The following is a 23,254-nucleotide window of genomic DNA, read 5'->3' as shown; positions in this document are numbered from 1 at the left end:
GCCCCACCATGCCTCGCACCCCCGCCCTGCTGCCCGAAGGCCTCCGCGACCGCCTGCCGCAACAGGCCGAGGCAGCGTCGCGCGTCACCCGCGCGCTCGTCGATGCGATGCGCGCGCACGGCTATGGCCGCGTGTCGCCCCCGCTCGCCGAATTCCGCGAGACGCTCGGCGGCGACGACGATCGCTCGGCTCGTGACCTGCTGCGCTTCACCGATCCGGTATCGCAGCGCACGCTCGCGCTCCGCCCCGACATCACGCGCCAGGTCGGCCGCATCGCGACTTCGCTCCTCGCACAGGCGCCGCGCCCGCTGCGCCTCTGCTACGCCGGCCAGATCGTCAAATTGCGCGCGAGCCAGCTCCGCCCCGCGCGCGAAATGCTGCAGGTCGGCGCCGAACTGATCGGCAGCGACAGCGTCGCCGCGGCGCGCGAGATCGTCACCGTCGCGATCGACGCGCTCGACGCTGCGGGCATCGGCCCCGTGACGATCGACTTCACCCTGCCCGACGCGGTCGATCTGCTCGCCGCGTCGCTGCCCGTCGCGGCCAGCCTCGAAACCTTGCGCGACGAACTCGACGCCAAGGATGCCGGCGCGCTCGTCCGCATCGGCGCCGCGGCCTATCTGCCCTTGCTCCGCGCCACCGGCCCCTTCGACCAGGCGATCGCCGACCTGCGCGCCTTCGACAGCATCGGTGTGCTGGCGAGCCGGATCGACGCACTCGAAGCCATCGCCGCCCCCATCCGCGACCGCGTGTCGCTGACGCTCGACCCGACCGAGCGCCACGGCTTCGCCTATCAGAGCTGGTTCGGGTTCCAGATCTTCGTCCCCGGCCAGGGCGATGCGATCGGCCGCGGCGGCGGCTATGCGATCCCGGTCGGCGAGGATCATGAGGAATCGGCGGTCGGCTTCTCGCTCTACCCCGACCCGCTGATCGACGACGGCCTCGGCGCCGAGGATGTCGCCGAACGCCGCATCTTCCTGCCACTCGGCCATGACGCCGAACTTGCGGCAAGCCTGCGCGCCGACGGCTGGCAGACGGTCGCGGCGCTGTCGGACGCCGACGAGGCGCGCGCGCTCGGTTGCGGCTACCGCCTCACGGCCGATGGGCCGGTCGAGGCCTGACCCTCACCCCAAATCCGTTCGTGTCGAGCGAAGTCGAGACACGCGACCGCATAGGCTGCCCAAGCGTATCTCGACTTCGCTCGATACGAACGGGATTTAAACGCTTAGGCTAAAAATCCGCCTTCCCGAACCGCGGAATCCCCTGGTTCACCCCCGGTGGATCGAGCACCGTCACATCGAGCTCGACCGGCTCGCCGATCCACTCGGCCAGGCTGGTATGGTCCGCCAGATCATCGTCGGTCAGCGGATGCACCAGCGCGCGCAGCCCCGTCGGCGTAATCGCCGCAATCACCGCATCGCGGTGCGCCTTCAGGAAATGCACCTCGTACTGCGCGATCGGATGCGGCCCCACGCCATGGTCGATCATCGGCCCGACGAGCAGGATCGCAGGGTCTTCGCCGAACGCCTTGCGAAGCGCGACCGCCGCGGGCCGCTCGGCCGCGTCATAATAGATGTGCGCGTGGTAGGGTGCGGTCGGGTCGGTCATGGTATCGTCTCTTCCATCGTCAGCGTCGATGTAACCCGAGGCTCATCTGCCTCGGAGGCAAAGGCGGGTCGCGAGTCAGCCTCGTCTCTCGCCCAACCTGACCATAAATTCAAACGCTTCGGCCAGCGTCAGACCGACGTGCGGAACCATCGTCGCAAACGGATGTTATCGCAGTGCCCAGAGTTTACCGGAGGGTCGGTCGCCCTCTTCGCCGGAGAGAAAGAAATGAAAAAGCTTTTGAAGATTTTCGCAATCGGTAGCTCGATCCTCGTCCTGTCTGCCTGCAATACGGTTCAAGGCGCTGGAAAAGACGTCGAATCGGTCGGCGACTGCGCCGATGGCGTGAAGGGCAACTGCTAGAGCTATTTGTCGCGCCCTAGCGCGCGAATACCCGCTTCAACCAGACGTCAACCGCAGTTGTTGGAGCATAGCCGGGATCGCCGAGCCTACGGTTGATCTCGGCATGCCCCTGCAAGCCCTCGCCGGGAGAGCTTCCGTGCTCGACGCGGGACCCTGCTGCCGTCAGCGCTGTCCCAAGTGCCTTTGCCTGCCGCACGCCGTCGGGGCGCTGCACGTAGAGCAACAGGAAGTCCGGCGCGTTGGGCGCCTCTGCCTGAAACTTCGGCGACAACTTCGCCTGCCGCGCCGGATCGCTTCCAAAGGCCTGCATATAGGTCTTCTGCATGATCGGCGGCCCGTCCTTCATCTGCGCGGGCACGTCGTACGCCGCGCCGTCGATCGGGATCACCCCCGTGATATCGTCGAAGGACAGTCCGACACTCTTCAGATAGCTCTCGTCGGTCCCGACCAGCGCGACCAGATGCGCCCCCGCGCTATGCCCCATCAGCACGATGCGTCGCCGGTCGATGCCCAGCCGCTCGGCGTCGTCGATCAGCGCCCTCACCGCCATCGCGACATCCTCGGCTTGCTGCTCGACCGCCGAAGCGGGCACCAGCCGGTAGTCGATCGAGGCAAAGGCATAGCCCTGACCCGGATAATGTTCGGCCTTGAAGCGCCCCGTCGCATTGTCCTTGCTGCCGCGTTTCCACCCGCCGCCATGAACGAAGACCACCAGCGGCGCCGGCCCCTTCGCGCCTTTCGCGCGCCAGACGTCGAGTGACTGAAGCGGGTCGCGGCCATAAGCGATCGTCTCGCTCCCCGGCACCTTGGGCCCCGCATCCGCGCCCATGCGCTGCATGATGCGGTCGCGCAGCCGCTCGCGCGCTTCGGCGAGGGGGCCGGGCACCGCCACGCTCGCCGCGATGAACGCCACCAGCGCGGCTCCTGTGATCAACCGCTGATTTCGCATCGTCCACAATCTCCGCTTTCCCTTGAGGCAGCATAACTAGCCCGCAAATGTCGCAAATCCGTCCCACTGCGCTTGCCTCTGCGGCCAAATCCGCTAAGGCCGCGCCGGGCTAAAAACGAGCCCGTTTAGCAGGACAGCATCATGGCAAATGTCACCGTCATCGGGTCGCAATGGGGCGACGAGGGCAAAGGCAAGATCGTCGACTGGCTCGCCAGCCGCGCCGATGCCGTGGTGCGTTTCCAGGGCGGCCACAATGCCGGACACACGCTCGTCGTCGGCGAACAGGTGTACAAGCTGTCCTTGCTTCCCTCGGGCATCGTCACCGGCACGCTGTCGATCATCGGCAATGGCGTCGTGCTCGACCCCTGGGCGCTGCGCGACGAGATCGCCAAGCTGCGCGGCCAGGGCGTCGAGATCAACGCAGAGAATTTCGCGATCGCCGACAATTGCGCGCTGATCCTGCCTTTTCACCGCGACCTCGACGCGCTGCGCGAGACCGCCGCGGGCGCGGGCAAGATCGGCACCACCGGCCGCGGCATCGGCCCCGCCTATGAGGACAAGGTCGGCCGCCGCGCGCTCCGCGTCTGCGACCTAGCACATCTCGACAAGCTCGAACCCCAGCTCGACCGCCTGACCGCGCACCACGACGCGCTGCGCGCCGGTTTCGGCGAGCCGCCGATCGACCGCGACCGCCTCAAGGCCGACCTCGCCGAAATCGCCGACTATGTCCTCGAATATGCCCAGCCCGTCTGGAAGCGCCTCAAGAAGGTGCGCAAGGCCGGCGCGCGTATCTTGTTCGAGGGCGCACAGGGCGTGCTGCTCGACATCGACCACGGCACTTATCCCTTCGTCACCAGCTCGAACACGGTGAGCGGCACCGCGGCCAGCGGCTCAGGGCTCGGCCCCGGTGCGGTCGGCTTCGTCCTCGGCATCGCCAAGGCCTATACGACGCGCGTCGGCAGCGGTCCCTTCCCGACCGAGCTCGAGGACGAGATCGGCCAGCGGCTCGGCGAGCGCGGCCACGAATTCGGCACCGTCACCGGGCGCAAGCGCCGCTGCGGCTGGTTCGACGCGGTGCTCGTGCGTCAGAGCTGCGCCGTGTCGGGCGTCACCGGCATCGCGCTCACCAAGCTCGACGTGCTCGACGGCTTCGACAAGGTCCGCATCTGCACGGGTTATCGCCTCCGCGGCAAGATCCTCGACTATTTCCCCGCCCACTCGGCCGACCAGGCCGAGGTCGAGCCGATCTACGAGGAAATGGACGGCTGGCACGAAACCACCGCGGGCGCACGCAGCTACGCCGACCTGCCCGCGCAGGCGATCAAATATATCCAGCGCGTCCAGGAACTGATCGAAACCCCGATCGCGCTGGTCTCGACCAGCCCCGAGCGCGAGGACACGATCCTGATCAGGGATCCATTCAGCGATTGAGCGGCGGTTCCGGCGGCTTTGGGGTGGTTTCCATACCGTCCTCCATTTCCGTTGGTGTCGAGCGAAGTCGAGACACCCATAGGGAGCGCGTGCCTTCGCGTGTCTCGACTTCGCTCGACACGAACGGGATTTATAGGCCGGCTTGATCGCTCCCCGCCCAAAACCTCCCTCCCCCCCCCCCAAACCACCGCAACTTCGCGGCATCCCGCCGCATGCCGCGCCACTGTCACCGAACTGACTCGCCCCGCGCCTAGTTGGCGTACCGATGACGACGCGCGACACCACGCAGCTTCTGGCCCGGCCGGACCTTTACGACGCGCTGCCGCGTCCCTTGCGCGAGCGGCTCGACGTCATCGCCTTTGGCGCAATCCAGTGGCCGTGGCTGCTGTGTTCGCTGTGGGGCGGTCGCAAGGCGGATAAGGCCGCGCTGCTCGCCCGGCTCGACCTGCCCGCCGACGCACTGCCCAATCTCGGCAGCTGGAAGGCCGACACGCGCTTCCTGTTCCATATCGTCGATGCGATCGAAAGGCTGCGCCCCGCCACGGTGGTCGAACTCGGCTGCGGCGCGAGCAGCCTCGTCATCGCCAAGGCCTTGCAGAAATATGGCGGCGGACGGCTGATCAGCTACGACCAGCATCAGGATTTCGTCGCCGAGACCGGCGCTTGGCTTGCGAGCCAGGGCGTCGCCGCCGACATCCGTCACGCGCCGCTCGGGGACCCGCCGGGCCACTGGCCGGGGCTCTGGTACCAGCTGACCGACATTCCTTCCGACATCGGCCTGCTCGTGATCGACGGTCCGCCCTGGGCGTTGCACCCGTTGGTGCGCGGCGCGGCCGAATCGCTGTTCCCGCGGCTGACCGGCGACGCGCTGATCCTGCTCGACGATGCGGCGCGGATCGGCGAGCGCCTCGTCGCGCGGCGCTGGCGCAAACGCTGGCCCAGCATCGACTTCGTCTACGACCGCGCAGGGGCGAAGGGCACGCTTATCGGCGCCGTCCGCCGCGGCTAGGCGGCTCTTGCCCGCGCCGCGCAAAGGCGTACCACGGTGCGATGCGATTCCCATCCGCCCATGAAGGACGCCCCATGCCGCGCCATATCCTCGTCCTCTTCGGCAGCTACCGCCGCGACCGCCAGGGCATCGAGCTCGCCAATTGGCTGGTCGACGCCATCATCCAACGCGGCGACAGCGCCGAGCTGATCGACGCCAAGGCGGTGGGCCTCCCGATGCTCGACCTTATGTACAAGGAATATCCGAAAGGCGAAGCGCCGCGCGCGATGGAGGAACTCGCGGGCAAGATCCGCGCCGCCGACGGCTTTCTCTTCGTCACCGGCGAATATAATTGGGGGCCGCAACCGGGGCTCAAGAACCTCACCGACCATTTTCTCGAGGAATGGTTCTGGCGCCCCGCGGCGATCGCCTGTTATTCGGCGGGCCCCTTCGCGGGGGTGCGTTCGATGATGGGCTGGCGCGATATCCTGGGCGAGATGGGCATGGCGGTGACCAGCTCGATCCTGCCCGTCGGCGGCATCGGCGGCGCGTTCGACGATGAAGGCAAACCCGCGGGCGACAGCGGCAAACGGCTGGAAAAGGCCTTCCCGCGCTTCGCCGACGACCTGAACTGGTGGATCGACGCCGCGAAGGCGCAGCGCGCGAAGCAGGATCCTCCCTACTAACCCGACTTCAGCTCGCGCGAGAGCCGCAGGCTCGCGCGCCAGAAGAAGAAGGCGGGGATCAGCCCCAGCCACGCCGCACCATAAAGGACATAGCGCACGCTTTCCTGGCCATAGGCCGGCGCGAGCGCGTCGGACAGCACCCCGAACAGAAAAGGCCCGAAACCGAGGCCGATCAGATTCTGCCCGAACAGCATGATCGACGCCGCGACCGCGCGCGCCTGCGGCCGCACCAGCCCCTGCACGCAGCCGTAGGCGGGGCCATAGTATGCCGAGTTGAGGATCGTCGGGACGATCAGCAACGCGACCGCAACCATCCAGTTTTCCATATAATAGCCGAGGAACAGCACCGGCGCGGCGAGCGCCATGCCAAAGGCCGGCAGCGTCAGGATATGCTTCTTGTCGCGCGAGCCGAACTTGTCGGCGACCTTGCCGCCGAGCCAGGTTCCGAACACTCCCGCGACGCCCAGTACGACGGCCATCGACAGCCCCGCCTCGGTGGTCGACAGTCCGTGGCTGCGGATGAAGAAACTGATCGTCCAAAGCGCCTTGCCATATCCGAGGAAGGCGGTGACCGACGCGGCGATCAGGATATAGACGAAGGCGCGCGACGCGAATATCTCGCGCATCGCCTCGCCCGTCGACAGCTGCGCCGGCTTGGCGGCGCTCGCTTCGATCGCTGGCTTCAGATCGCGCGGCTCGCGCAGCACGAGCAGCACCACCAGCGCGAGCAGCAGCCCCGGCAGCCCGACGAGCATCAGCGCGATGCGCCAGCCATAAAGATCGTTGACGATCCCGCCGATGATCAGCCCGAGCAGCGACCCGATCGGCACGCCCATGCCGTAGAAGGCGATCGCCGACGAGCGTTTCGCCGGCTCGACGCTGTCGCTGATCAGCGAATGCGCCGCGGGCGTGCACCCCGCCTCGCCGATGCCGACGCCGATCCGCGCGAACAGCAGTTGCACGAAATTCTGCGCGAGCCCGCACACCGCGGTCATCGCCGACCAGATCGCGAGCGCGAGGCTGATCAGCCGGATGCGGTTGGTGCCGTCCTTGTCGGCATAGCGCGCGATCGGAATGCCGAGCAACGCATAGAATACCGCGAAGGCCGGCCCCGCGAGCAGCCCCAATTCGGTGTCGGTCAGCCCCAGGTCGGCCTTGATCGGCTCGGCCAGGATATTCACGATCTGCCGGTCGAGGAAGTTGAAGATATAGACGATCAGCAAGACCCACAGCATCGTCCGCGTCTGCGCGGACACGCTGTCGGCGGACGGCGAAACGGCGCCCTGCGACACGGCGGCTTTTTCGGTCATCTTTTTCTCCCGGGCGCATCGGGCCAGATCGGACCCTCGGTGTCAATGCCGCCGCGACGGGGCGAAAATCGCCGCTTGCAATTGCCGCTACGGCTGGCAGCTTTGACCCCATGCAAAAAAATTCGCTGTTCGCCGCCGCCGCGCTCCTCGTCACCGTCCCGGCCGCCGCGATGCCGCCGCCACTCCCCGAGGTCGAGGGCAAGGACGCCGCGACGCTGCGCGCCGAGATGGAGAGCGGCCAACTCTACGAAGGGCTGATGCTGTCGGTCTATCAGGACCGCATCGGCCGGCTCGACGACTATGGACCCAAACTGAATGCGGTGATCGTCAACCTGTCGCAGACCGAAGCCTATGCCGAAGGACAAAGGCTCTACGACGAGCGCAAGGCGGGCCAGGCGCGCGGGCCGCTGCACGGCATCCCCATCCTGCTCAAGGACAATATCGAGGCCGCGGGTCCATGGGCCACGACCGCGGGTTCGCTCGCGCTCAAGGACAATGTCACCGGCCGCGACGCGCCGATCGTTGCGCGGCTGCGCGAAGCGGGCGCAGTCATCCTCGGCAAGACCAACCTCAGCGAATGGGCGAACATCCGCTCGAACGATTCGACCAGCGGCTGGAGCGCGATCGGCGGGCTGACGAAGAATCCGCATGCGCTCGACCGCAACACCTGCGGCTCCTCGTCGGGCAGCGCCGCCGCGGTCGCCGCCAGCCTCGCGCCGCTCGCGATCGGCACCGAAACCGACGGCTCGATCACCTGCCCCGCCGGCGTCAACGGCATCGTCGGCTTCAAGCCGACCGTCGGCCTCGTCAGCCGCACATACATCGTCCCGATCAGCCACAGCCAGGACACTGCCGGTCCGATGACGCTGACCGTGCGCGACGCCGCCGCGGTGATGAGCGTCATCGCCGGCAGCGACCCCGCAGACCCCGCGACCAGAGAGGCCGATATGCGCAAGACCGACTATGTCGCCGCGCTCGCGCCCGATGCGCTCAAGGGCAAGCGCATCGGCGTATTGCGCGACCGCATCGGCGGCCGCGCCGATATCGCCGCGCTGCTCGATGCCGCGCTGAAGCAGATGGAGGGTTTGGGCGCGACGGTCGTCGAGATCGCCGACAGTCGCAAAGGCCTCGAAGAACTGGGTGACGCCGAGTTCGAGATATTGATGACCGAACTCAAGGCCGACATGGCGGCCTATCTCGCGGGGCTCCCCACGAAGACCGGCCCCAAGACGCTGGCCGGCCTGATCGCCTTCAACAAGGCGCATCCCGAGGAGCTCCTATGGTTCGACCAGTCGCTGTTCGAACTGGCGGAGACCAAGGGCGGGCTCGACAGCAAACCCTATCTCGACGCCAAGGCCAAGGCCGCGCGGCTCGCCGGACCCGAGGGCATCGACCGCCTGCTCGCGGCGCACAAGGTCGACTTGCTGATCGGCGTGACCAACGGCCCCGCCTGGACCAGCGACATCGTCAACGGCGATCATTATACCGGCCCGAGCGCCAGCCAGCTCCCCGCAGTCGCGGGCTATCCGCATCTCACCGTGCCGATGGGCGCGGTGCAGGGCCTGCCGATCGGCGTCAGTTTCATCGGGCCGAAGTGGAGCGACGCCGAAGTGCTGGCGGCGGGCTATGCCTATGAGCAGGCGAGCCGGAAGCGGGTGGCGCCGACGTTTCGGGTGGGTGTGGCGCCGTGATCGTCTAAAGGCTGGAGGACCGGTTTCGGGCGAACACGACCTTTATAGCATCGTCATCCTGAACTTGTTTCAGGATCCATGGCCTGCCGTTTCCTTTGGCGCAGCGCTGAAACAGAGCTGGAGCCATGGATGCTGAACGAGTTCAGCATGACGAGATTTGAAGGGCAATTGCCCACCCCAAACCGCCGCCCTCGAAAAAGGTCTTTCCTAATAAATCCGGCTATGCCAGCGTCGATCTCGACGCTCCGCCCGGCGAATACAGCGGTCTTCGGAGTCTCTGTTCGGGAGGCACACTGGGCTGAACTTTCCTGAACTTTGGAAGAAGGCAAAGGCCGCTCCCCGGCCCAAAGCCGCGCTCAGCGCCGCCCCTGCCGCTTGCGCCAGCCCATTTCCTCGAGCTCGAGCAGTTCGAGCGGGACGTGGATCGTGCGCGTCGCGAGCCGCACCTCGACGAGGAACAGCACGAGCGAGGCGAGGAGCAGCAGCATCGCCAGCGCAAACACCCACGCCGCCGCCGCGCCGAGGTTGAAGCCGACGAAGGCCTGCGCGAACAGCAGCGCGACGAGCAGGCACACCACGATCCCGCACGCCACCGCCGCGGCGATCGAATTGTTGATGATGTCCATCCGCCGGTCGACGACGCGGAGCTCGGCGACGAGTCTTTCGTGCTCCTGCCCCTCGGTCTCGCCCCATTGCTCGATTAAAACCCGCGACCGGTCGACGACGCGCGCGAGCCGCCCGGTGAAGACGTTGAGCAAGCCCCCGGTCGCCACCAGCAGGAACACCGGCGTGACCGAGATCTGGATGATTTCCGCAATGGCCCCAAGGCCAGCGGCGGAAGGGTCAGAACCCACGAATAACACCTTCGAGGTTTGAGCCAATTTTGTTCAGGGCTAGGAGGCGAGGCGCAGGCATATGAAAATATTCCAAGGCTCGCCGACGCAGCCATGGACAAAATTGGCCAAATCCCGAAGGGACGCCGAAATGGCTTCGATCTTGGGCCCGCGCGGCCTTGCGGGTAGCGATACTACCCGCTGCACCCGTCCAAACCCAATATCTTCGCCATTTCGACGCCTCGAAGGTGTTATTCGTGGGTTCTGACCCTCGCATCAGCCCGCCGCGACCGACGGCGTGTTCACGCCGTGCATGGCCAGGAACTTGCGGACGTTGCGCGCGGCCTGGCGGATGCGCTGCTCGTTCTCGACCATCGCGATGCGGACATAGCCTTCGCCGTCCTCGCCGTAGCCGACCCCCGGCGCGACCGCGACCTTGGCATGGGTCAGTAACTGCTTCGAGAATTCGAGGCTGCCCATCTCCCTGAGCGCGGGCGGCAGCGGCGCCCAGGCGAACATCGACGCCTTGGGGCTCGGGATATCCCATCCGGCGCGGCCAAAGCTGTCGACCATCACGTCGCGGCGCTTCTGGTACAGCTCGCGGTTCTTCGCAACGATATCCTGCGGCCCGTTGAGCGCCGCGCAGGCCGCGGCCTGGATCGGCGTGAAGGCGCCATAGTCGAGATAGGATTTCACCCGGGTCATCGCCGCGATCAGCCGCTTGTTGCCGACCGCGAAGCCCATGCGCCAGCCCGCCATCGAATAGGTCTTCGACATCGAGGTGAATTCGACCGCGACATCCTTCGCGCCCGGCACCTGCAGGATCGAGGGTGTCGGGTTGCCGTCGTAATAGAGCTCCGAATAGGCGAGGTCGGAGAGAACCCAGACCTTGTTCTCCTTCGCCCAGACGACGAGCCGCTCGTAGAAGGCGAGGTCGACCGCTTCCGCCGTCGGGTTCGACGGATAGTTGACGACCAGGATCGACGGCCGCGGCACGGTGAAGGCCATCGCGCGGTCGAGCGCGCGCCAGTAATTCTCGTCGGGCGTCGTCGGCACGCTGCGGATCGTCGCGCCGGCGATGATGAAACCGAAGGTGTGGATCGGGTAGCTCGGGTTCGGCGCGAGTACGACGTCGCCCGGTCCGGTGATCGCGGTCGCGAGGCTCGCGAGCCCTTCCTTCGACCCCATGGTCACCACGACCTCGCTCTCGGGATCGAGTTCGACGTTGAAGCGGCGCGCATAATAATTGGCCTGCGCCTTGCGCAGCCCCGGAATGCCCTTTGACTGCGAATAGCCGTGCGCGTCGGGCTTCATCGCGACTTCGCAGAGCTTCTCGATCACATGCGGCGGCGGCGGCAGGTCGGGGTTGCCCATCCCCAGGTCGATAATGTCCTCTCCCGCGGCGCGGGCGGCCGCACGCATCGCATTGACTTCAGCGATGACATAGGGCGGCAGGCGCTTGATGCGGTAGAATTCATCTTCGGACATGGGAAGCTAGAACAACTCCTTTGCGTATCTTGTCGATTGACGCGAGCGGCAGTCTCGCCAGCCGCGTCGGGGCTTGTTATAGGCAAAATATCGCCACAGACCAGCGGGAACGAGCATGAACGAAACGGGCAAGGACGACGCGGCGGACATATTGAAACCCTTCCTGCCCTCGCCCGACGATCTGCAGCATTGGGCCAGCGTCATGGGCCGCGCGCAGCAGATGATGCTCGAATATGCGCTGGGCCAGGCGAACGATGGCAAGACCAGCGCCGCGGCAATGTTCGATCCCGCGAGCTGGCTGAGCAGCCCGGCGACGCAGCAATGGGCCGAGCAGTCGTCGAAGATGTGGGAACAGGGGGTCGCCTTCTGGACCTCGCTCGCGACGCTGGGTCCTTCGTTCACCCCGCTCACCGACGCGCCGACCAACGCGCCCAAGGACAAGCGCTTCGCCGATCCCGAATGGAGTGCGAACCCGGTCTTTGCGCTGATCCGCCAGACCTATGGCCTGCTCTCGGACCAGTTGCTCGAAACCACGCACCAGATGCAGGGGCTCGACCCCGCCATACGCACCAAGATGGAATTCGCGGCGAAGAATATGGCCGAGGCCTTTTCGCCGACCAACCTCGCGCTCACCAACCCCGAGGTGATCAAGCGCGCGGTCGAGACGCGCGGCGAGAGCCTGCTCAAGGGCCTGAAGCACATGCTCACCGACCTGTCGCGCGGGCAGCTTTCCCATGTCGATCCCGACGCGTTCGAGGTCGGCGTCAATATCGCGACGACCCCGGGCAAGGTGATCCACGAGACCGACCTCTACCAGCTCATCCACTATGCGCCGACGACGAGGGAGGTCTTTACCGTCCCGCTCGTCATCTTCCCGCCGTGGATCAACCGCTTCTACATCCTCGATCTCAACCCCGCGAAAAGCTTCGTCGCCTGGGCGGTCGAACAGGGTCTGTCGGTCTTCATGGTGTCGTGGAAGTCGGCGGACGCCTCGATGAAGGACGTCGTCTGGGACGATTATATCGCAGCGCAGGTCGATGCGATCGACACCGTGCGCGACCTGCTCGATGTCCCCGCGGTGCACACGATCGGCTATTGCGTCGCGGGCACCACGCTCGCCGCGACGCTCGCGATGCTCTCCGCGAAAGGCGAGGCCGACAAGGTGAAGTCGGTCACCTTCTTCACCGCGCAGATCGATTTCGAGTTCGCCGGCGACCTCAAGCTGTTCGTCGACGAGAGCTATCTGGCGCTGCTCGAGCAGCTCTCGGCGCAGGGCTTCCTCGACGGGCGCTATATGGCCGCGACCTTCAACTCCTTGCGCGGGCGCGACCTCATCTGGAATTATGTCGTCAGCAATTATCTGCTCGGCAACGACTATCCGCCCTTCGACCTGCTCTACTGGAACGGCGACACCACCAACCTGCCCGCGAAATGGCACCGCCAATATCTGGTCGATCTCTATCGCGACAACCGCATGGTCATACCGAACAGCCTGTCGGTGTGCGGCACCCCGCTCGACCTTCGCAAGATCAGGACCCCTGCCTATATCCAGGCGGGGCGCGAGGATCATATCGCGCCGCTCGCCAGCGTCTGGAGGCTGATGGACCATCTGTCGGGCGACAAGACCTTCCTGCTTGCGGGATCGGGACATATCGCCGGCGTGGTCAACCCGCCCGCCGCGGGCAAATATCAATATTGGACCGGCGACAATGGCGCGACCACGCTCGCCGATTTCGAAGCCGCGGCGACCGAGACCAAGGGCAGCTGGTGGCCGCACTGGATCGGCTGGATTGCGGCACGGGACGACGCAAAAATCCCAGCAAAGGGTTCGCGCATTCCCGGAAAAGGTGCTAAGAAGGCGATCGAGGATGCCCCCGGCCGCTATGTCAAGCAGCGGTAAATCACGGGAATAAAAGGCCAATAAGACCGCGAGCAGAATTTTTTGTGCACTGCACAAAAACATCCTTGAAATCGCCACGCCACTCCTATATTGTGCACTGCAACATAAAGGAGTTCCCCGATGGCTACCAAGATGGATAGTGCCGAAAAGGCTTTCGAAGCCGCGACGCTGGAAACGCCCGCCAAGCCGGTGGTCGCTCCCGCTGCGCCGGCCGCTGCCGCTGCTCCCGCAGTGGCGAAGGCCGCTCCGGCTCCCGTGAAAACCCCGACCGTGAAGGCAAAAGCCAAGCCGGTCGCGAAAAAGGCCGCTGCCCCGAAGGCAGTCGCCAAGAAGGCCGCCCCCAAGAAGGCGGCCGTGAAGACCATTGCCCCGAAGATTGCCCCCAAGGCCGCACCGAAGCCGGTCGCCGCCGTCAGCAAAGGATTCAAGACCATGAACGACACCGTCAAAAAGTTCGCCGACGAAGCGAAGACCCGCGCCGAAACTCTGACCGCCGATTTCCAGGCGAAGTCGAAGGAAGCGCTCGCGAAGACCAGCAAGCTTGCTGAAGAAGCCGTCGAGTTCAACAAGGCCAACCTCGAAGCGCTTGTCGAAGCCGGCAAGATCGCCGCGAAGAACGCCGAAGTCCTCGGCCAGGAGGGCGTGACCTTCGCTCGCAAGAGCTTCGAAGACACCACCGCCGCGCTCAAGGGCTACACCGCCGTCAAGACCCCGGCCGACTTCTTCAAGCTCTATGTCGAGAACAGCAAGAAGGCGTTCGACGCCGCTGTCGCGCAGACCTCGAAGACCAGCGAACTCGTCGTCAAGATGGCGAACGACAGCTTCGCGCCGATCTCGAACCGCGTGTCGGTCATCACCTCGAAGATGAAGGCCGCCTAAGGACCTTCACTTCCGCAGCTGGCGCGGGCACTCTCTCCCCTCCCCCCGCCTGCGCCGGCGCACCCAAGACCGCTCGCTTCCCCCGGGAAGCGGGCGGTTCTTGTTTTCGGCCGAGTGGAAAAGGGGGTTAATGAAGAACCGCCCCCTTGCGAATCCGCCGCGGCGTGCGATATTCCGGTGACAATGCTTCCAGTTCAGACCCTCCATTCCATCCGCGCCATGGCGGACGCCGATGATGTCCGCCTCATGGCGGACAAGGACGACGGCACGCCCGGAACCCCCGGCGTCGGCATCGCCACGCGCACGCGCGCGAAGGCGAAAAAGCCCTCGATGTACAAGGTGCTGCTGCTCAACGACGATTATACCCCGATGGAATTCGTGGTGATGGTGCTCCAGCGTTTCTTCAACATGGACATCGAACAGGCGACGCAGGTGATGCTGCACGTCCACCAGCAGGGCGTCGGCGTGTGCGGCGTGTTCAGCTACGAGGTCGCCGAAACCAAGGTGAATCAGGTGATGGACGCCGCGCGCCAGAACCAGCACCCGCTGCAGTGCACGCTGGAAAAGGCCTGACGCTTATTCGGCAGCGTGCCTCTGCGCCGCTTCGAGCATAGCGGGCAGTTCAGGAAACAATCGACGGTACAGCACGTCGGATGCCGCCCTGTCCGCCAGGCCGAAATAGGAATCGACCAGTATCTGCGCAAATTGCTGCCCGGCTGGCGTGGCGACAAAGCGCCGCACTTCAGCCAGATCGGTCGCCGACATCAATCGAAACTGGTTGACCAGCGGCACATATATATTGGCCTGTTCTTCGGCCCAGACCGCGTCCACGCGCGAATGGACGGCCCCGATCAAGGCCTGCAGAACGGCCTGCTCCCGAACTTCGGGATGGACGACCGCGAGCCAGCCGAGCGCCTCTTTGCCCACCGCGGATCGCGTCCGAAAACGCAAATCGCCGTCGTTCGGAGCGATCAGTTCCTTGGCCAATCCATTGGCCTCGACCATCACCGCCGGATCGGGCGGCGGCGGCGGTGGCGGGATCGCATGCGCCGGCATCGCAAGGAACAGGAGGACGGCAAGACTGGCAAATAATCGGCCGCGCATATTCCTCCCCTTCGTATCGTAGAACAGCGTATCAGAACATGGCCCGCGGTCTACCCCGACCGCGCGGCCTGCTCGGCCTTCAGCGCCGGCGACGGCTCGCCCTTCAAATCGCCATAGCCCAGCGCCGCGCCGCATCCCGGGCACACCGGCGCCGTCCCGACGTCGGTTCCGCACGCGCGGTGAATGTAGCGCATCGCCGGCCCGCCGCCGGTCTCGCCTTCGGCATAGGCCCACCGCTCGGCCCAGCCGCGCATCGCATAGAGCACCCCGAACAGATCCTTGCCCTTGTCGGTCAGCCGATATTCGTAGCGCGGCGGCCGGTCCTGATAGGCGTGGCGCGCGACGACGCCCTCGCCCTCGAGCAATTTGAGCCGCGCCGACGCGAGTTGCGGCCGCAGCCCGGTGTTCGCCGCGATCGCCTCGAAGCGCCGCCGCCCGAAAAACAGGTCGCGCAGGATCAGCAGCACCGCACGGTCGCCGAGCAGCTCGGCCGAGCGCCCGACGGGGCAGAAAGTGTCCGAAAGATCCGCGCGTTTGGGCATGATGTCCCGTCTATCTCAGATTCCCATGATACGAAATTTCGCTTGTCACTATGATTATCATAGTTACTATGCGGCGCCAAGAGGAGAGTCGCATGCCCAATCCCGCTGCCGTCGTCATCGGAGCCGGCGACGCCACCGGCGGCGCGATCGCACGCGCCTTCGCCGCCGAGGGCCTCACCGCCTGCGTCAACCGCCGCGTCCGCAACGCCGACCAGCTCGAAGCGCTCGCGCAGTCGATCCGCGATGCGGGCCATCAGGCGCGCGCCTTCCCCGGCGACGCGCGCGAAGAGGACGACATGGTCGCGCTGTTCGACCGGGTCGAGGCCGAGGTCGGACCGGTCGAGGTCGCGGTGTTCAACATCGGCGCGAACGTCAATTTCCCGATCACCGAGACGAGTGTGCGCGTCTACACCAAGGTCTGGGAAATGGCGTGCCTCGGCGGTTTCTTGATGGGGCGCGAGGCGGCGAAGCGCATGGGCCCGCGCGGCCGCGGCACGATCATCTTCACCGGCGCGACCGCCAGCCTGCGCGGCGGATCGGGCTTTTCCGCTTTCTCGGGCGCCAAGGGGGCGCTCCGCATGCTCGCGCAATCGATGGCGCGCGAACTCGGGCCGCAGGGCATCCACGTCGCGCACACGATCATCGACGGCGCGATCGACACCGACTTCATCCGCCAGCGCATGGGCGACGGTTTCGACGAGGCGAAGGCGAAGGATCTCGTGCTCAACCCCGAGGCCATCGCGGCCAATTATGTGATGCTGCACAACCAGCCGAAAAGCGCCTGGACCCACGAACTCGACCTCCGCCCATGGGGAGAAAAATGGTGACCAAAAGCCTCGAACTCATCTTCGATTTCGGCAGCCCCAATGCGTATCTGACGCTCAAGGTGCTGCCCGAACTGCTCGAGCGAACCGGCGCCGACCTGGTCATCACCCCCTGCCTGCTCGGCGGCATCTTCAAGGCCACCGGCAACAAGGCGCCGATGATCCAATATGCCGAGGCACCCGCAAAGCTCGCCTACGAACATCTCGAAATGCAGCGTTTCATCGCACGCCATGGCCTGACCAAATTCCGCCTCAACCCGCATTTCCCGGTCAACACATTGCTGATCATGCGCGGCGCGATCGTCGCCGACGATGAGGGCGTGCTCGACGACTATGTCGATGCGGTGAACCGCGCGATGTGGGAAGAGGGCATCAAGATGGACGATCCCGAGGTCGCCGCGGACTTCCTCACCGCGGGCGGCTTCGACGGCCCCGCGCTGCTCGCGCGCACGCAAGAACCCGCGATCAAGGCGAAGCTAGTCGCCAACACCGAAGCCGCCGTCGCGCGCGGCGTGTTCGGCATCCCCACCTTCTTCGTCGGGGACGACATGTTCTTCGGCAAGGACCGCCTCGATCAGGTCGAAGAGGCACTCGCCTGATCCACTTTGCGCCGCCCCTGCCGTGGCGGGGCGGCGGCTTTGTCGCCTCAGCTCAGATCGAGCTGGATGATCTGCGTCGGCGTCGCGCGGCAGTACATCTCCATCGTGTGCGCGCCGTCGGGATAGGTCGCGGTCATCGCGGCGCGGATGCGCCAGCCGCCATTGCCCTGCTCGAGATTGACCAGCCGGTCGTACGACAGCCGCGTACCGCCCGTCGCCCCGACCTGCCGCGCCGCATCGTTGAGGCAATTCTGCACCGACGTGCGCGACGCGCTCGGCAGCGCCGACAGGTTCGCGCTCAGTGTCGCGGGCGGCCCCGCTGGATAGGTTGGCGGGGTCGCAGTCTCCTCGGTCGCCGCAGGCGCGCCTTCCTTCTTCTTCTTGTTCTTGCTCGCGAGCAGCGCGAGCAGCCCGCCCGCGACGACGATGCCGCCGATGATCAGTCCGGTGCTCGGTCCCTTGTCCTTGTCGGGCTCGGGCCGCGGCATGGTGTCGCGATAACCATAGGCGAATTCGGCGCGGCAGCCCTCGTTCACCCAGATATAGTTGGCGGTATAGCCCCATTGCCGCCCGTCGTTGCAGCGCCCGCCGAGCCGCCGCACCAGCTCGACCCGATTGTCGGTGCGCACATTGCATTGCTCGTAGCGGCTGCCCCGCGACTCGCAGCGGATCGTTCCGATATAATTATTGCCGGGGTTCCCGGGGTTGTAGCCCCCGGCATAGCCATAGCGGAACTCGGCGCGGCACCCGCCCGACACCCAGATATGACTGGCTTCGAACCCCCAGTCGCGCCCCTTCGAACAGCGCCCGCCGATCACGCGGGTCAGTTCGACGCGGTCGTCGGTGCGCACATTGCAGCGCTGCGTGCGGTTGCCGCGCGATTCGCAGCGGATCGTGCCCGCATAGCCGGGGTCATAGCCGGGATAGCTGCCCCACCCGCCCGAGGGCGTCGGCGTGGGCCGGGTCTGTGCGAAGGCCGGGACAACAAGCTGCGAAACGATCAACGACACCGCACTCGCGGTTGTTACGACGCGACTAGGCATGGCTCTTCTCCCCTGCTGACGAACGTCTTCCTCTGTCCTCGCTTACTGAATCTCTCGCCGCGAATAGTTTCACATTTTCTGCAGCGACGCCACGGCGAAAGCTGTCCACCACGACCCGCGCTTAACCATCGTCCGCCGCTTGCGCGGCCCCGCCCATCCGCTAAAGACTGCGCATGGATCAAATCGTCATTCGCGGCGGCCAGCGACTCAAGGGCCGTATCCCCATCTCGGGCGCCAAGAACGCCGCGCTCACCCTGCTGCCCTGCGCGCTGCTCACCGACGAGCCGCTGACCTTGCGCAACCTGCCGCGCCTCGCCGACGTCGACGGCTTCGGCCACCTGCTCAACCAGCTCGGCTGCTCGACGACCATCGAGGGCTCGCGGCCCGAGGATTTCGGCCGCGTTATGACCGCCCGCGCGACGACACTCACCTCGACCGTCGCGCCCTATGACATCGTGCGCAAGATGCGCGCCTCGATCCTCGTACTCGGCCCGCTGCTCGCGCGCGCGGGCGAGGCGACGGTTTCGCTCCCCGGCGGCTGCGCGATCGGCAACCGCCCGATCGACCTTCACCTCAAAGCCCTCGAAGCCTTCGGCGCCGAGATCGAGCTCGCCTCGGGCTATGTGAAGGCCGTCGCCCCCGGCGGGCGCCTCAAAGGCGGCAAGTTCACCTTCCCCGTCGTCTCGGTCGGCGCGACCGAAAACGCCGTGATGGCCGCGGTGCTCGCGAAAGGCCCCTGCATCCTCGAAAACGCCGCGCGCGAGCCCGAGATTGTCGATCTGTGCAACTGCCTCGTCGCGATGGGCGCATCGATCGACGGCATCGGCACCGAAACTTTGACGATCCAGGGCGTCGACCGCCTTCACGGCGCAACCTATCGCGTGATGGCCGACCGCATCGAGGCGGGCAGCTACGCCTGCGCCGCGGTGATCACCGAGGGCGACGTCGAACTCGTCGGCGCCAAGGCGAACGAGATGGAGGCCACTCTCGCGGCGCTGCGACAGGCGGGCGCAACGGTCGAGGACACCAAGACCGGCATCCGCGTCGCGATGAGCGGCCGCGCGCAGCCGGTGACGCTGTCGACCGCGCCCTATCCGGGCTTCGCGACCGACATGCAGGCGCAATTCATGGCGATGGCGACGCTCGGTTCGGGCGCCAGCCTGTTCACCGAGACCATCTTCGAGAATCGCTACATGCACGTCCCCGAGCTCGCCCGCATGGGCTGCGACATCGACGTGCGCGGCCGCAGCGCGGTGGTCCGCGGCGTCGATCACCTCGTCGGCGCGCCGGTGATGGCGACCGATCTGCGCGCCTCGATGAGCCTGATCATCGCCGGCCTCGCCGCGCAGGGCCAGACCGAGGTCAACCGCGTCTACCACCTCGACCGCGGCTACGAGCGGCTCGAGGAGAAGCTCCAGGCGGTCGGCGCCGATATCGAGCGGATCAGCGCGGGCTAGCGCTTGGCGGTCAGATGTTCCGCGCGGCCATAGGCTCCGCGAGCATCGCCCTTCACCCAGTCCCCGAGCAGTTTCAGATAACCGTCGGTGATCCGCGTGACGCTGCGTTCGCCGTCGGCGCCGGTGGTGAATTCGAACATGCCGTGGTCGGTGTTCGGGAAAAGATAGACGTCGACCGGCTTGCCCGCGGCCTTCAGCCCCATCAGCGCGGCGCGCGTCGTTTCGATCGGCGCCTCGCGGTCCTCGCCCGCAAGCACCCATAGCAAAGGCGCGTCGAGCTTTCGCAGCGCGGCGACCGCGTCATAGTCCCAGATCAGTTCGAGATTGTCGAAGCGCGCGCGTCCGACGCGGCGCAATTCTTCGTTCGGCATCCGCGCGATCGCGCCGCTATACTCGCCCGCGATCTTCGCGGCCCAGGGCTTGTCAGCCATTTCGGCGCGCACCGCGTCGAGCTGCTCGTAACCGTCCCTGAAATTCGACAGCAGCAGGCGGCCCGTGGCCGCCGACAGCCGCGTCACCATCGCCTCGGCATCCTGGCCGAGCCCGGCGGCGCGCACTTCGGAGACCATCTGCTCGCGATCCTCCTCGATCGGCGAGGCGACCAAGCCGAAACCGACCGCGACAAAATCGGCTTTCGTCAGCGTCGCCGCGCGCGGCGCGACCCAGCCGCCCTGGCTGCCGCCGAAAAAGCCCGCGCGGCCATGTCGCCCCGCGGCAAGCCCGCGCGCGGTGTCGAGCGCCTTCGCCGCATCGGCCGCAAGCAGCTCGAAATTCTGCGTATATTCGCCGTCGGACCCGCCGGTGCCGCGCTTGTCATAGACGAAGACCGAAATCCCCTGCGCCGCCATCGCATAGCCATAGACGCCGCCGATCGGCGAATTGCGCTCCGAACCATGCACCATCACGACGAGCGGCCGCTTCGCATCGGTGCCGGGCGGCTCGATCAGCACGCCGGTCATTCTGGTGCCGACGCTCTCGAAGCTTGCCGGCGTCTCGCGAAAGGCGATGCGCTGCCAGCGCGCCGCGCCGATCGTGACGATGCCGTCGACGCAGGCCAGCGGCACCTTCGCCTCGCTCGTCGCGCCGCGGCGCCCGTCGCGGAACAGATAGCGCAGGCCCGGTGCGGGGATGCTCGGCACCGGCGCGAGCACGACGAAGTCGCCGTCGGCGGCAGCGTAAGTGCCAGCGGTGCACGCCGGCTGCTGCGCCGAAGCGGGTTGAAACGACGCCGAAAAAGCGAGGGCGAGGCCGAAGATTATCCTGTGCATGGCGCCCGATAACGCCCCGCGGCGCCGCGGGCAATCGCCGAGCGATCAGCCGTCCTTGTCGCAGGGCACCGACACGACATTGCCGCCACTGACCGACGGCTTGTCGGGCCGCTTGACCACCGCGATCACCAGCCCGATCAGCGCGACGGCGCCGCCAGCGATCGACAGCGGCGCCCAGCGATAGCCCTCGAGCATCGTCGAGAAGCCCATCGCGATGATGGGGATCAGCACGCTCGACCACGCAGCCTGCCCCGGGCCGACCGCGCGGATGATGTTGAAATAGAGCGGGAAAGTCACCGCGCTCGCGATCACGCCGAGATAGAGCAGACCGCCGACATAGGCGGGCGTCGACTCGATCACCGGCGGCCCGGTCGTGACCCACGCAAAGGCCGCGTCGCCAAGCGCGCCGAGCAGCATCGCCCAGGCGATCATCGTCACCATCGGTTGCGCGCGCGCGATCTGCGCGCCCTGCATCACGTTCGAAACCGACGCGCTCATCACCCCGCTCAGCGCCAATATGGTGCCGAGCAACACTTCCCCCGCACCCACCGTCGCGGCGCGATATTCGTGGAGGATCATCAGCCCGACCCCGACGATCGCGATGCCCGCGCCCGCGAGAAAGCGCCCCTCGACCTTCGTCTTCAGGAACAGCCGGCCGAGCAGGGTATTCGGCACGATCAGCAGCGCGAACAGCACCGCGACCAGCCCCGAGGTGATATGCTGCTCGGAGCGGTAGACGAAGTTGAAGTTGAACGCGAATTGCGCAAGGCCGAGCGCCGCGGCGAAGCCCCAGGCCCAGCCCGAAAGCAGCAACGGCTCGCGCCGCCACAGCGCATAAGCGAACATCGCAGCCGCACCGGTGAAGAAGCGGTACGCGACCGACCAGCTCGGCGGCACGGCGCCCAGCTGCCCGGTGATCACGATCCATGTCGATCCCCAGATCAGGGTGACGAACAGGAACGGCAGCAGGACGCGCGGCGTCAACAGGCCAGGCGTGGCACTCACAAGGCCGCGATCGCCGCCGCGAGCGGTGCGACGGCGTCGGCGTCCTGGTCCCAGCTGACGACTAGACGCGCCGCCCCGTCACCCCAGTCGTAAAAATCATAGCCCGCGCCGCGCAGCCGCGCCGCTTCGTCGGCGGTCAGCCGCACGAACAATTCGTTCGCCTCAACCGGATGCATCAGCCGCTCGCCGCACGCCGCCGCCAGCGCCGCGGCGCCGGCATTGGCGGCGCGTGCGTTGGTCAGCCACAGATTGTCCTTCAGCATCGCGCGGATCTGCGCCGCGACGAAGCGGCCCTTGCTCAGCAGATGCCCGCCGCGCTTCTTGAGCTCGCGCACCCCCGCGCCGCCGCTGCCGCCGAAGAAGACGATCGCCTCCGCCATCATCGCGCCATTCTTGGTGAAGCCGAACGACAAGGCATCGACCCCGGCGCGCCATGTCACGTCGGCGGGCGAGCAGCCGACGAACGCCACCGCATTGGCGAAACGCGCGCCGTCCATGTGGAGCTTCAGCCCCTTGTCCTTCGCGATCTCGCTGATCTCGCGCACCTCGTCGGGGCGCCAGGCGAGGCCATATTCGGTCGCGTTGGTGATGCTGATCGCCGCGGGCTGCACCTGGTGCACGTCGTTACGGATGCTGCGGATGCGCGCGCGCAGCGCCTCGGCATCGATCTTGGCGCCCGGCCCGGGCAAGGTCATCAGCTTGGCGCCGCCCGAGTAGAAGGTCGGTGCGCCGCATTCGTCGACCTCGATATGCGCTTCCTCGTAGCAGAGGATGCCCTGCCACGGCCGCACGAAATGTGCGAGGATGATGCTGTTCGCCGCAGTCCCCGTCGGGATCCACACCACCTCGCAGTCGGTTTCGAACAAGTCCGAAAAGGCGGCGTCGAGCGACTGGCTGAGCGCGTCGCCGTCATAGGCGGTGTCGACATGGTTGGCGGCGGCCAGCGCTTCCATCACCTTGGGATGGACGGTCGCGGCATTGTCGGAGAAAAAGCGGGTCGCGGTCATGCCGCGCGCCTTAGCGCAGCAAGACAGTCTATGCCAGCATCGCTAGTGCCGGCGATAGACGTAACGCTTGTACGTCCGCGACCAACGGTACAGATAGCGCCCAGGCCAGAGCCAGCGCGTCTTCATGCCCGTCCGGTTGACGTTCAGCGCGAAACGCGGGACCAATATGGTGCACCATTCCCATTCGTCGCGTTCGGATTCGGGATCGTCGGCGTTCCAGTCGTCCATGGCCTACCCCCTCGCTGGCGGCAGCCTCATCCCGGCGGCCAGTCTCCTGCTGGT

Annotated in this window: 24 protein-coding genes; 12 read left to right on the top strand and 12 right to left on the bottom strand. The window is 66.3% G+C overall.

All coding sequences use genetic code 11. The features are described from left to right. Positions 1–8: 8 nt before the first annotated feature. Positions 9–1,121 (top strand): ATP phosphoribosyltransferase regulatory subunit, encoded by a 1,113-nt coding sequence (locus tag BWQ93_RS19865; RefSeq protein ID WP_077031997.1) that lies wholly within the window; start codon positions 9–11, stop codon positions 1,119–1,121. A 109-nt stretch (positions 1,122–1,230) separates the two neighbouring features. Here the strand turns inward: BWQ93_RS19865 and BWQ93_RS19860 are convergent, their stop codons facing one another. After that, the gene (locus BWQ93_RS19860) at positions 1,231–1,608 is read right to left on the bottom strand and encodes a DOPA 4,5-dioxygenase family protein (RefSeq protein WP_077031996.1); all 378 of its coding nucleotides are present in this window, start codon (positions 1,606–1,608) and stop codon (positions 1,231–1,233) included. A gap of 225 nt (positions 1,609–1,833) precedes the next feature. Here BWQ93_RS19860 and BWQ93_RS21410 point away from each other — a divergent pair, with 225 nt between their 5' ends. Continuing rightward, positions 1,834–1,968 (top strand): entericidin A/B family lipoprotein, encoded by a 135-nt coding sequence (locus BWQ93_RS21410; protein WP_156878310.1) that lies wholly within the window; start codon positions 1,834–1,836, stop codon positions 1,966–1,968. Between the two features lie 16 nt (positions 1,969–1,984). Here the strand turns inward: BWQ93_RS21410 and BWQ93_RS19855 are convergent, their stop codons facing one another. Then, the gene (locus BWQ93_RS19855) at positions 1,985–2,806 is read right to left on the bottom strand and encodes an alpha/beta hydrolase (protein WP_232314832.1); all 822 of its coding nucleotides are present in this window, start codon (positions 2,804–2,806) and stop codon (positions 1,985–1,987) included. A gap of 252 nt (positions 2,807–3,058) precedes the next feature. Between BWQ93_RS19855 and BWQ93_RS19850 the strand changes: the two genes are divergently transcribed. The 3 genes from BWQ93_RS19850 to BWQ93_RS19840 all read left to right on the top strand — a co-directional run bounded on the left by BWQ93_RS19850 (position 3,059) and on the right by BWQ93_RS19840 (position 6,022). Continuing rightward, positions 3,059–4,348, top strand: a complete 1,290-nt coding sequence (locus BWQ93_RS19850) for an adenylosuccinate synthase (protein ID WP_077031994.1) — start codon at positions 3,059–3,061, stop codon at positions 4,346–4,348. Between the two features lie 265 nt (positions 4,349–4,613). Beyond that, positions 4,614–5,357: a class I SAM-dependent methyltransferase gene (locus BWQ93_RS19845; RefSeq protein WP_077031993.1), complete on the top strand. Its 744-nt coding sequence runs from the start codon at positions 4,614–4,616 to the stop codon at positions 5,355–5,357. A gap of 74 nt (positions 5,358–5,431) precedes the next feature. Further along, on the top strand, positions 5,432–6,022 hold the full coding sequence (locus BWQ93_RS19840) for an NADPH-dependent FMN reductase (RefSeq protein ID WP_077031992.1): 591 nt from the start codon (positions 5,432–5,434) through the stop codon (positions 6,020–6,022). On the opposite strand, the gene BWQ93_RS19835 is transcribed toward BWQ93_RS19840, so the two are convergent. Further along, positions 6,019–7,332 carry a spinster family MFS transporter gene (locus BWQ93_RS19835; RefSeq protein ID WP_077031991.1) on the bottom strand — a complete coding sequence of 438 codons (1,314 nt, stop codon included), beginning with the start codon at positions 7,330–7,332 and terminating at the stop codon, positions 6,019–6,021. The genes BWQ93_RS19840 and BWQ93_RS19835 overlap by 4 nt on opposite strands. A 110-nt stretch (positions 7,333–7,442) precedes the next feature. Between BWQ93_RS19835 and BWQ93_RS19830 the strand changes: the two genes are divergently transcribed. Further along, a complete protein-coding gene (locus tag BWQ93_RS19830; RefSeq protein ID WP_077031990.1) occupies positions 7,443–9,023 on the top strand; it encodes an amidase in 1,581 nt (526 codons plus the stop codon). A gap of 356 nt (positions 9,024–9,379) precedes the next feature. On the opposite strand, the gene BWQ93_RS19825 is transcribed toward BWQ93_RS19830, so the two are convergent. After that, positions 9,380–9,877: a DUF2721 domain-containing protein gene (locus tag BWQ93_RS19825; RefSeq protein WP_077031989.1), complete on the bottom strand. Its 498-nt coding sequence runs from the start codon at positions 9,875–9,877 to the stop codon at positions 9,380–9,382. A gap of 255 nt (positions 9,878–10,132) precedes the next feature. Beyond that, positions 10,133–11,344: an LL-diaminopimelate aminotransferase gene (locus BWQ93_RS19820; protein ID WP_077031988.1), complete on the bottom strand. Its 1,212-nt coding sequence runs from the start codon at positions 11,342–11,344 to the stop codon at positions 10,133–10,135. A gap of 115 nt (positions 11,345–11,459) precedes the next feature. Here BWQ93_RS19820 and BWQ93_RS19815 point away from each other — a divergent pair, with 115 nt between their 5' ends. From BWQ93_RS19815 to clpS, 3 genes are all read left to right on the top strand, one after another. Further along, positions 11,460–13,244, top strand: a complete 1,785-nt coding sequence (locus tag BWQ93_RS19815; protein WP_077031987.1) for a PHA/PHB synthase family protein — start codon at positions 11,460–11,462, stop codon at positions 13,242–13,244. A gap of 120 nt (positions 13,245–13,364) precedes the next feature. Continuing rightward, entirely contained in the window at positions 13,365–14,123 is a 759-nt protein-coding gene (locus BWQ93_RS19810; protein WP_077031986.1) for a phasin family protein, read from the top strand. A 219-nt stretch (positions 14,124–14,342) separates the two neighbouring features. Beyond that, on the top strand, positions 14,343–14,696 hold the full coding sequence (gene clpS, locus BWQ93_RS19805; protein WP_077031985.1) for an ATP-dependent Clp protease adapter ClpS: 354 nt from the start codon (positions 14,343–14,345) through the stop codon (positions 14,694–14,696). A gap of 3 nt (positions 14,697–14,699) precedes the next feature. On the opposite strand, the gene BWQ93_RS19800 is transcribed toward clpS, so the two are convergent. Both BWQ93_RS19800 and BWQ93_RS19795 read right to left on the bottom strand, forming a co-directional pair. Then, complete coding sequence (locus tag BWQ93_RS19800; RefSeq protein WP_156878309.1) at positions 14,700–15,227, bottom strand: hypothetical protein; 528 nt, start codon at positions 15,225–15,227, stop codon at positions 14,700–14,702. A 50-nt stretch (positions 15,228–15,277) separates the two neighbouring features. Next, positions 15,278–15,769 (bottom strand): winged helix-turn-helix transcriptional regulator, encoded by a 492-nt coding sequence (locus BWQ93_RS19795; protein ID WP_077031983.1) that lies wholly within the window; start codon positions 15,767–15,769, stop codon positions 15,278–15,280. 92 nt (positions 15,770–15,861) lie between these two features. On the opposite strand from BWQ93_RS19795, the gene BWQ93_RS19790 reads away from it, so the two are divergent. Both BWQ93_RS19790 and BWQ93_RS19785 read left to right on the top strand, forming a co-directional pair. Next, on the top strand, positions 15,862–16,596 hold the full coding sequence (locus BWQ93_RS19790; RefSeq protein ID WP_077031982.1) for an SDR family oxidoreductase: 735 nt from the start codon (positions 15,862–15,864) through the stop codon (positions 16,594–16,596). Continuing rightward, complete coding sequence (locus BWQ93_RS19785; RefSeq protein WP_083721077.1) at positions 16,590–17,192, top strand: 2-hydroxychromene-2-carboxylate isomerase; 603 nt, start codon at positions 16,590–16,592, stop codon at positions 17,190–17,192. The genes BWQ93_RS19790 and BWQ93_RS19785 overlap by 7 nt, the downstream gene beginning before the upstream one ends. Before the next feature lie 47 nt (positions 17,193–17,239). Here the strand turns inward: BWQ93_RS19785 and BWQ93_RS19780 are convergent, their stop codons facing one another. Then, on the bottom strand, positions 17,240–18,235 hold the full coding sequence (locus BWQ93_RS19780) for a DUF3011 domain-containing protein (RefSeq protein ID WP_083721075.1): 996 nt from the start codon (positions 18,233–18,235) through the stop codon (positions 17,240–17,242). 173 nt (positions 18,236–18,408) lie between these two features. On the opposite strand from BWQ93_RS19780, the gene murA reads away from it, so the two are divergent. Next, complete coding sequence (gene murA / locus BWQ93_RS19775) at positions 18,409–19,692, top strand: UDP-N-acetylglucosamine 1-carboxyvinyltransferase (protein ID WP_077031979.1); 1,284 nt, start codon at positions 18,409–18,411, stop codon at positions 19,690–19,692. On the opposite strand, the gene BWQ93_RS19770 is transcribed toward murA, so the two are convergent. Genes BWQ93_RS19770 through BWQ93_RS19755 form a run of 4 tightly spaced genes read right to left on the bottom strand, consistent with a single transcriptional unit; the run spans position 19,689 to position 23,200 of the window. After that, the gene (locus BWQ93_RS19770; protein ID WP_077031978.1) at positions 19,689–20,960 is read right to left on the bottom strand and encodes an alpha/beta hydrolase family protein; all 1,272 of its coding nucleotides are present in this window, start codon (positions 20,958–20,960) and stop codon (positions 19,689–19,691) included. The genes murA and BWQ93_RS19770 overlap by 4 nt on opposite strands. A gap of 45 nt (positions 20,961–21,005) precedes the next feature. Next, on the bottom strand, positions 21,006–21,965 hold the full coding sequence (locus tag BWQ93_RS19765; protein WP_077031977.1) for a DMT family transporter: 960 nt from the start codon (positions 21,963–21,965) through the stop codon (positions 21,006–21,008). Next, positions 21,962–22,972 carry a threonine aldolase family protein gene (locus BWQ93_RS19760; RefSeq protein ID WP_077031976.1) on the bottom strand — a complete coding sequence of 337 codons (1,011 nt, stop codon included), beginning with the start codon at positions 22,970–22,972 and terminating at the stop codon, positions 21,962–21,964. The genes BWQ93_RS19765 and BWQ93_RS19760 overlap by 4 nt, the downstream gene beginning before the upstream one ends. A 42-nt stretch (positions 22,973–23,014) precedes the next feature. Beyond that, a complete protein-coding gene (locus BWQ93_RS19755; RefSeq protein ID WP_077031975.1) occupies positions 23,015–23,200 on the bottom strand; it encodes a hypothetical protein in 186 nt (61 codons plus the stop codon). Between the last annotated feature and the right edge of the window lie 54 nt (positions 23,201–23,254).

It is taken from the genome of Sphingopyxis sp. QXT-31 (genome assembly GCF_001984035.1).
Taxonomy (GTDB): domain Bacteria; phylum Pseudomonadota; class Alphaproteobacteria; order Sphingomonadales; family Sphingomonadaceae; genus Sphingopyxis.
The sequence above is the reverse complement of the archived record's forward strand: the minus strand, read 5'-3'. Positions and strand labels throughout refer to the sequence as shown.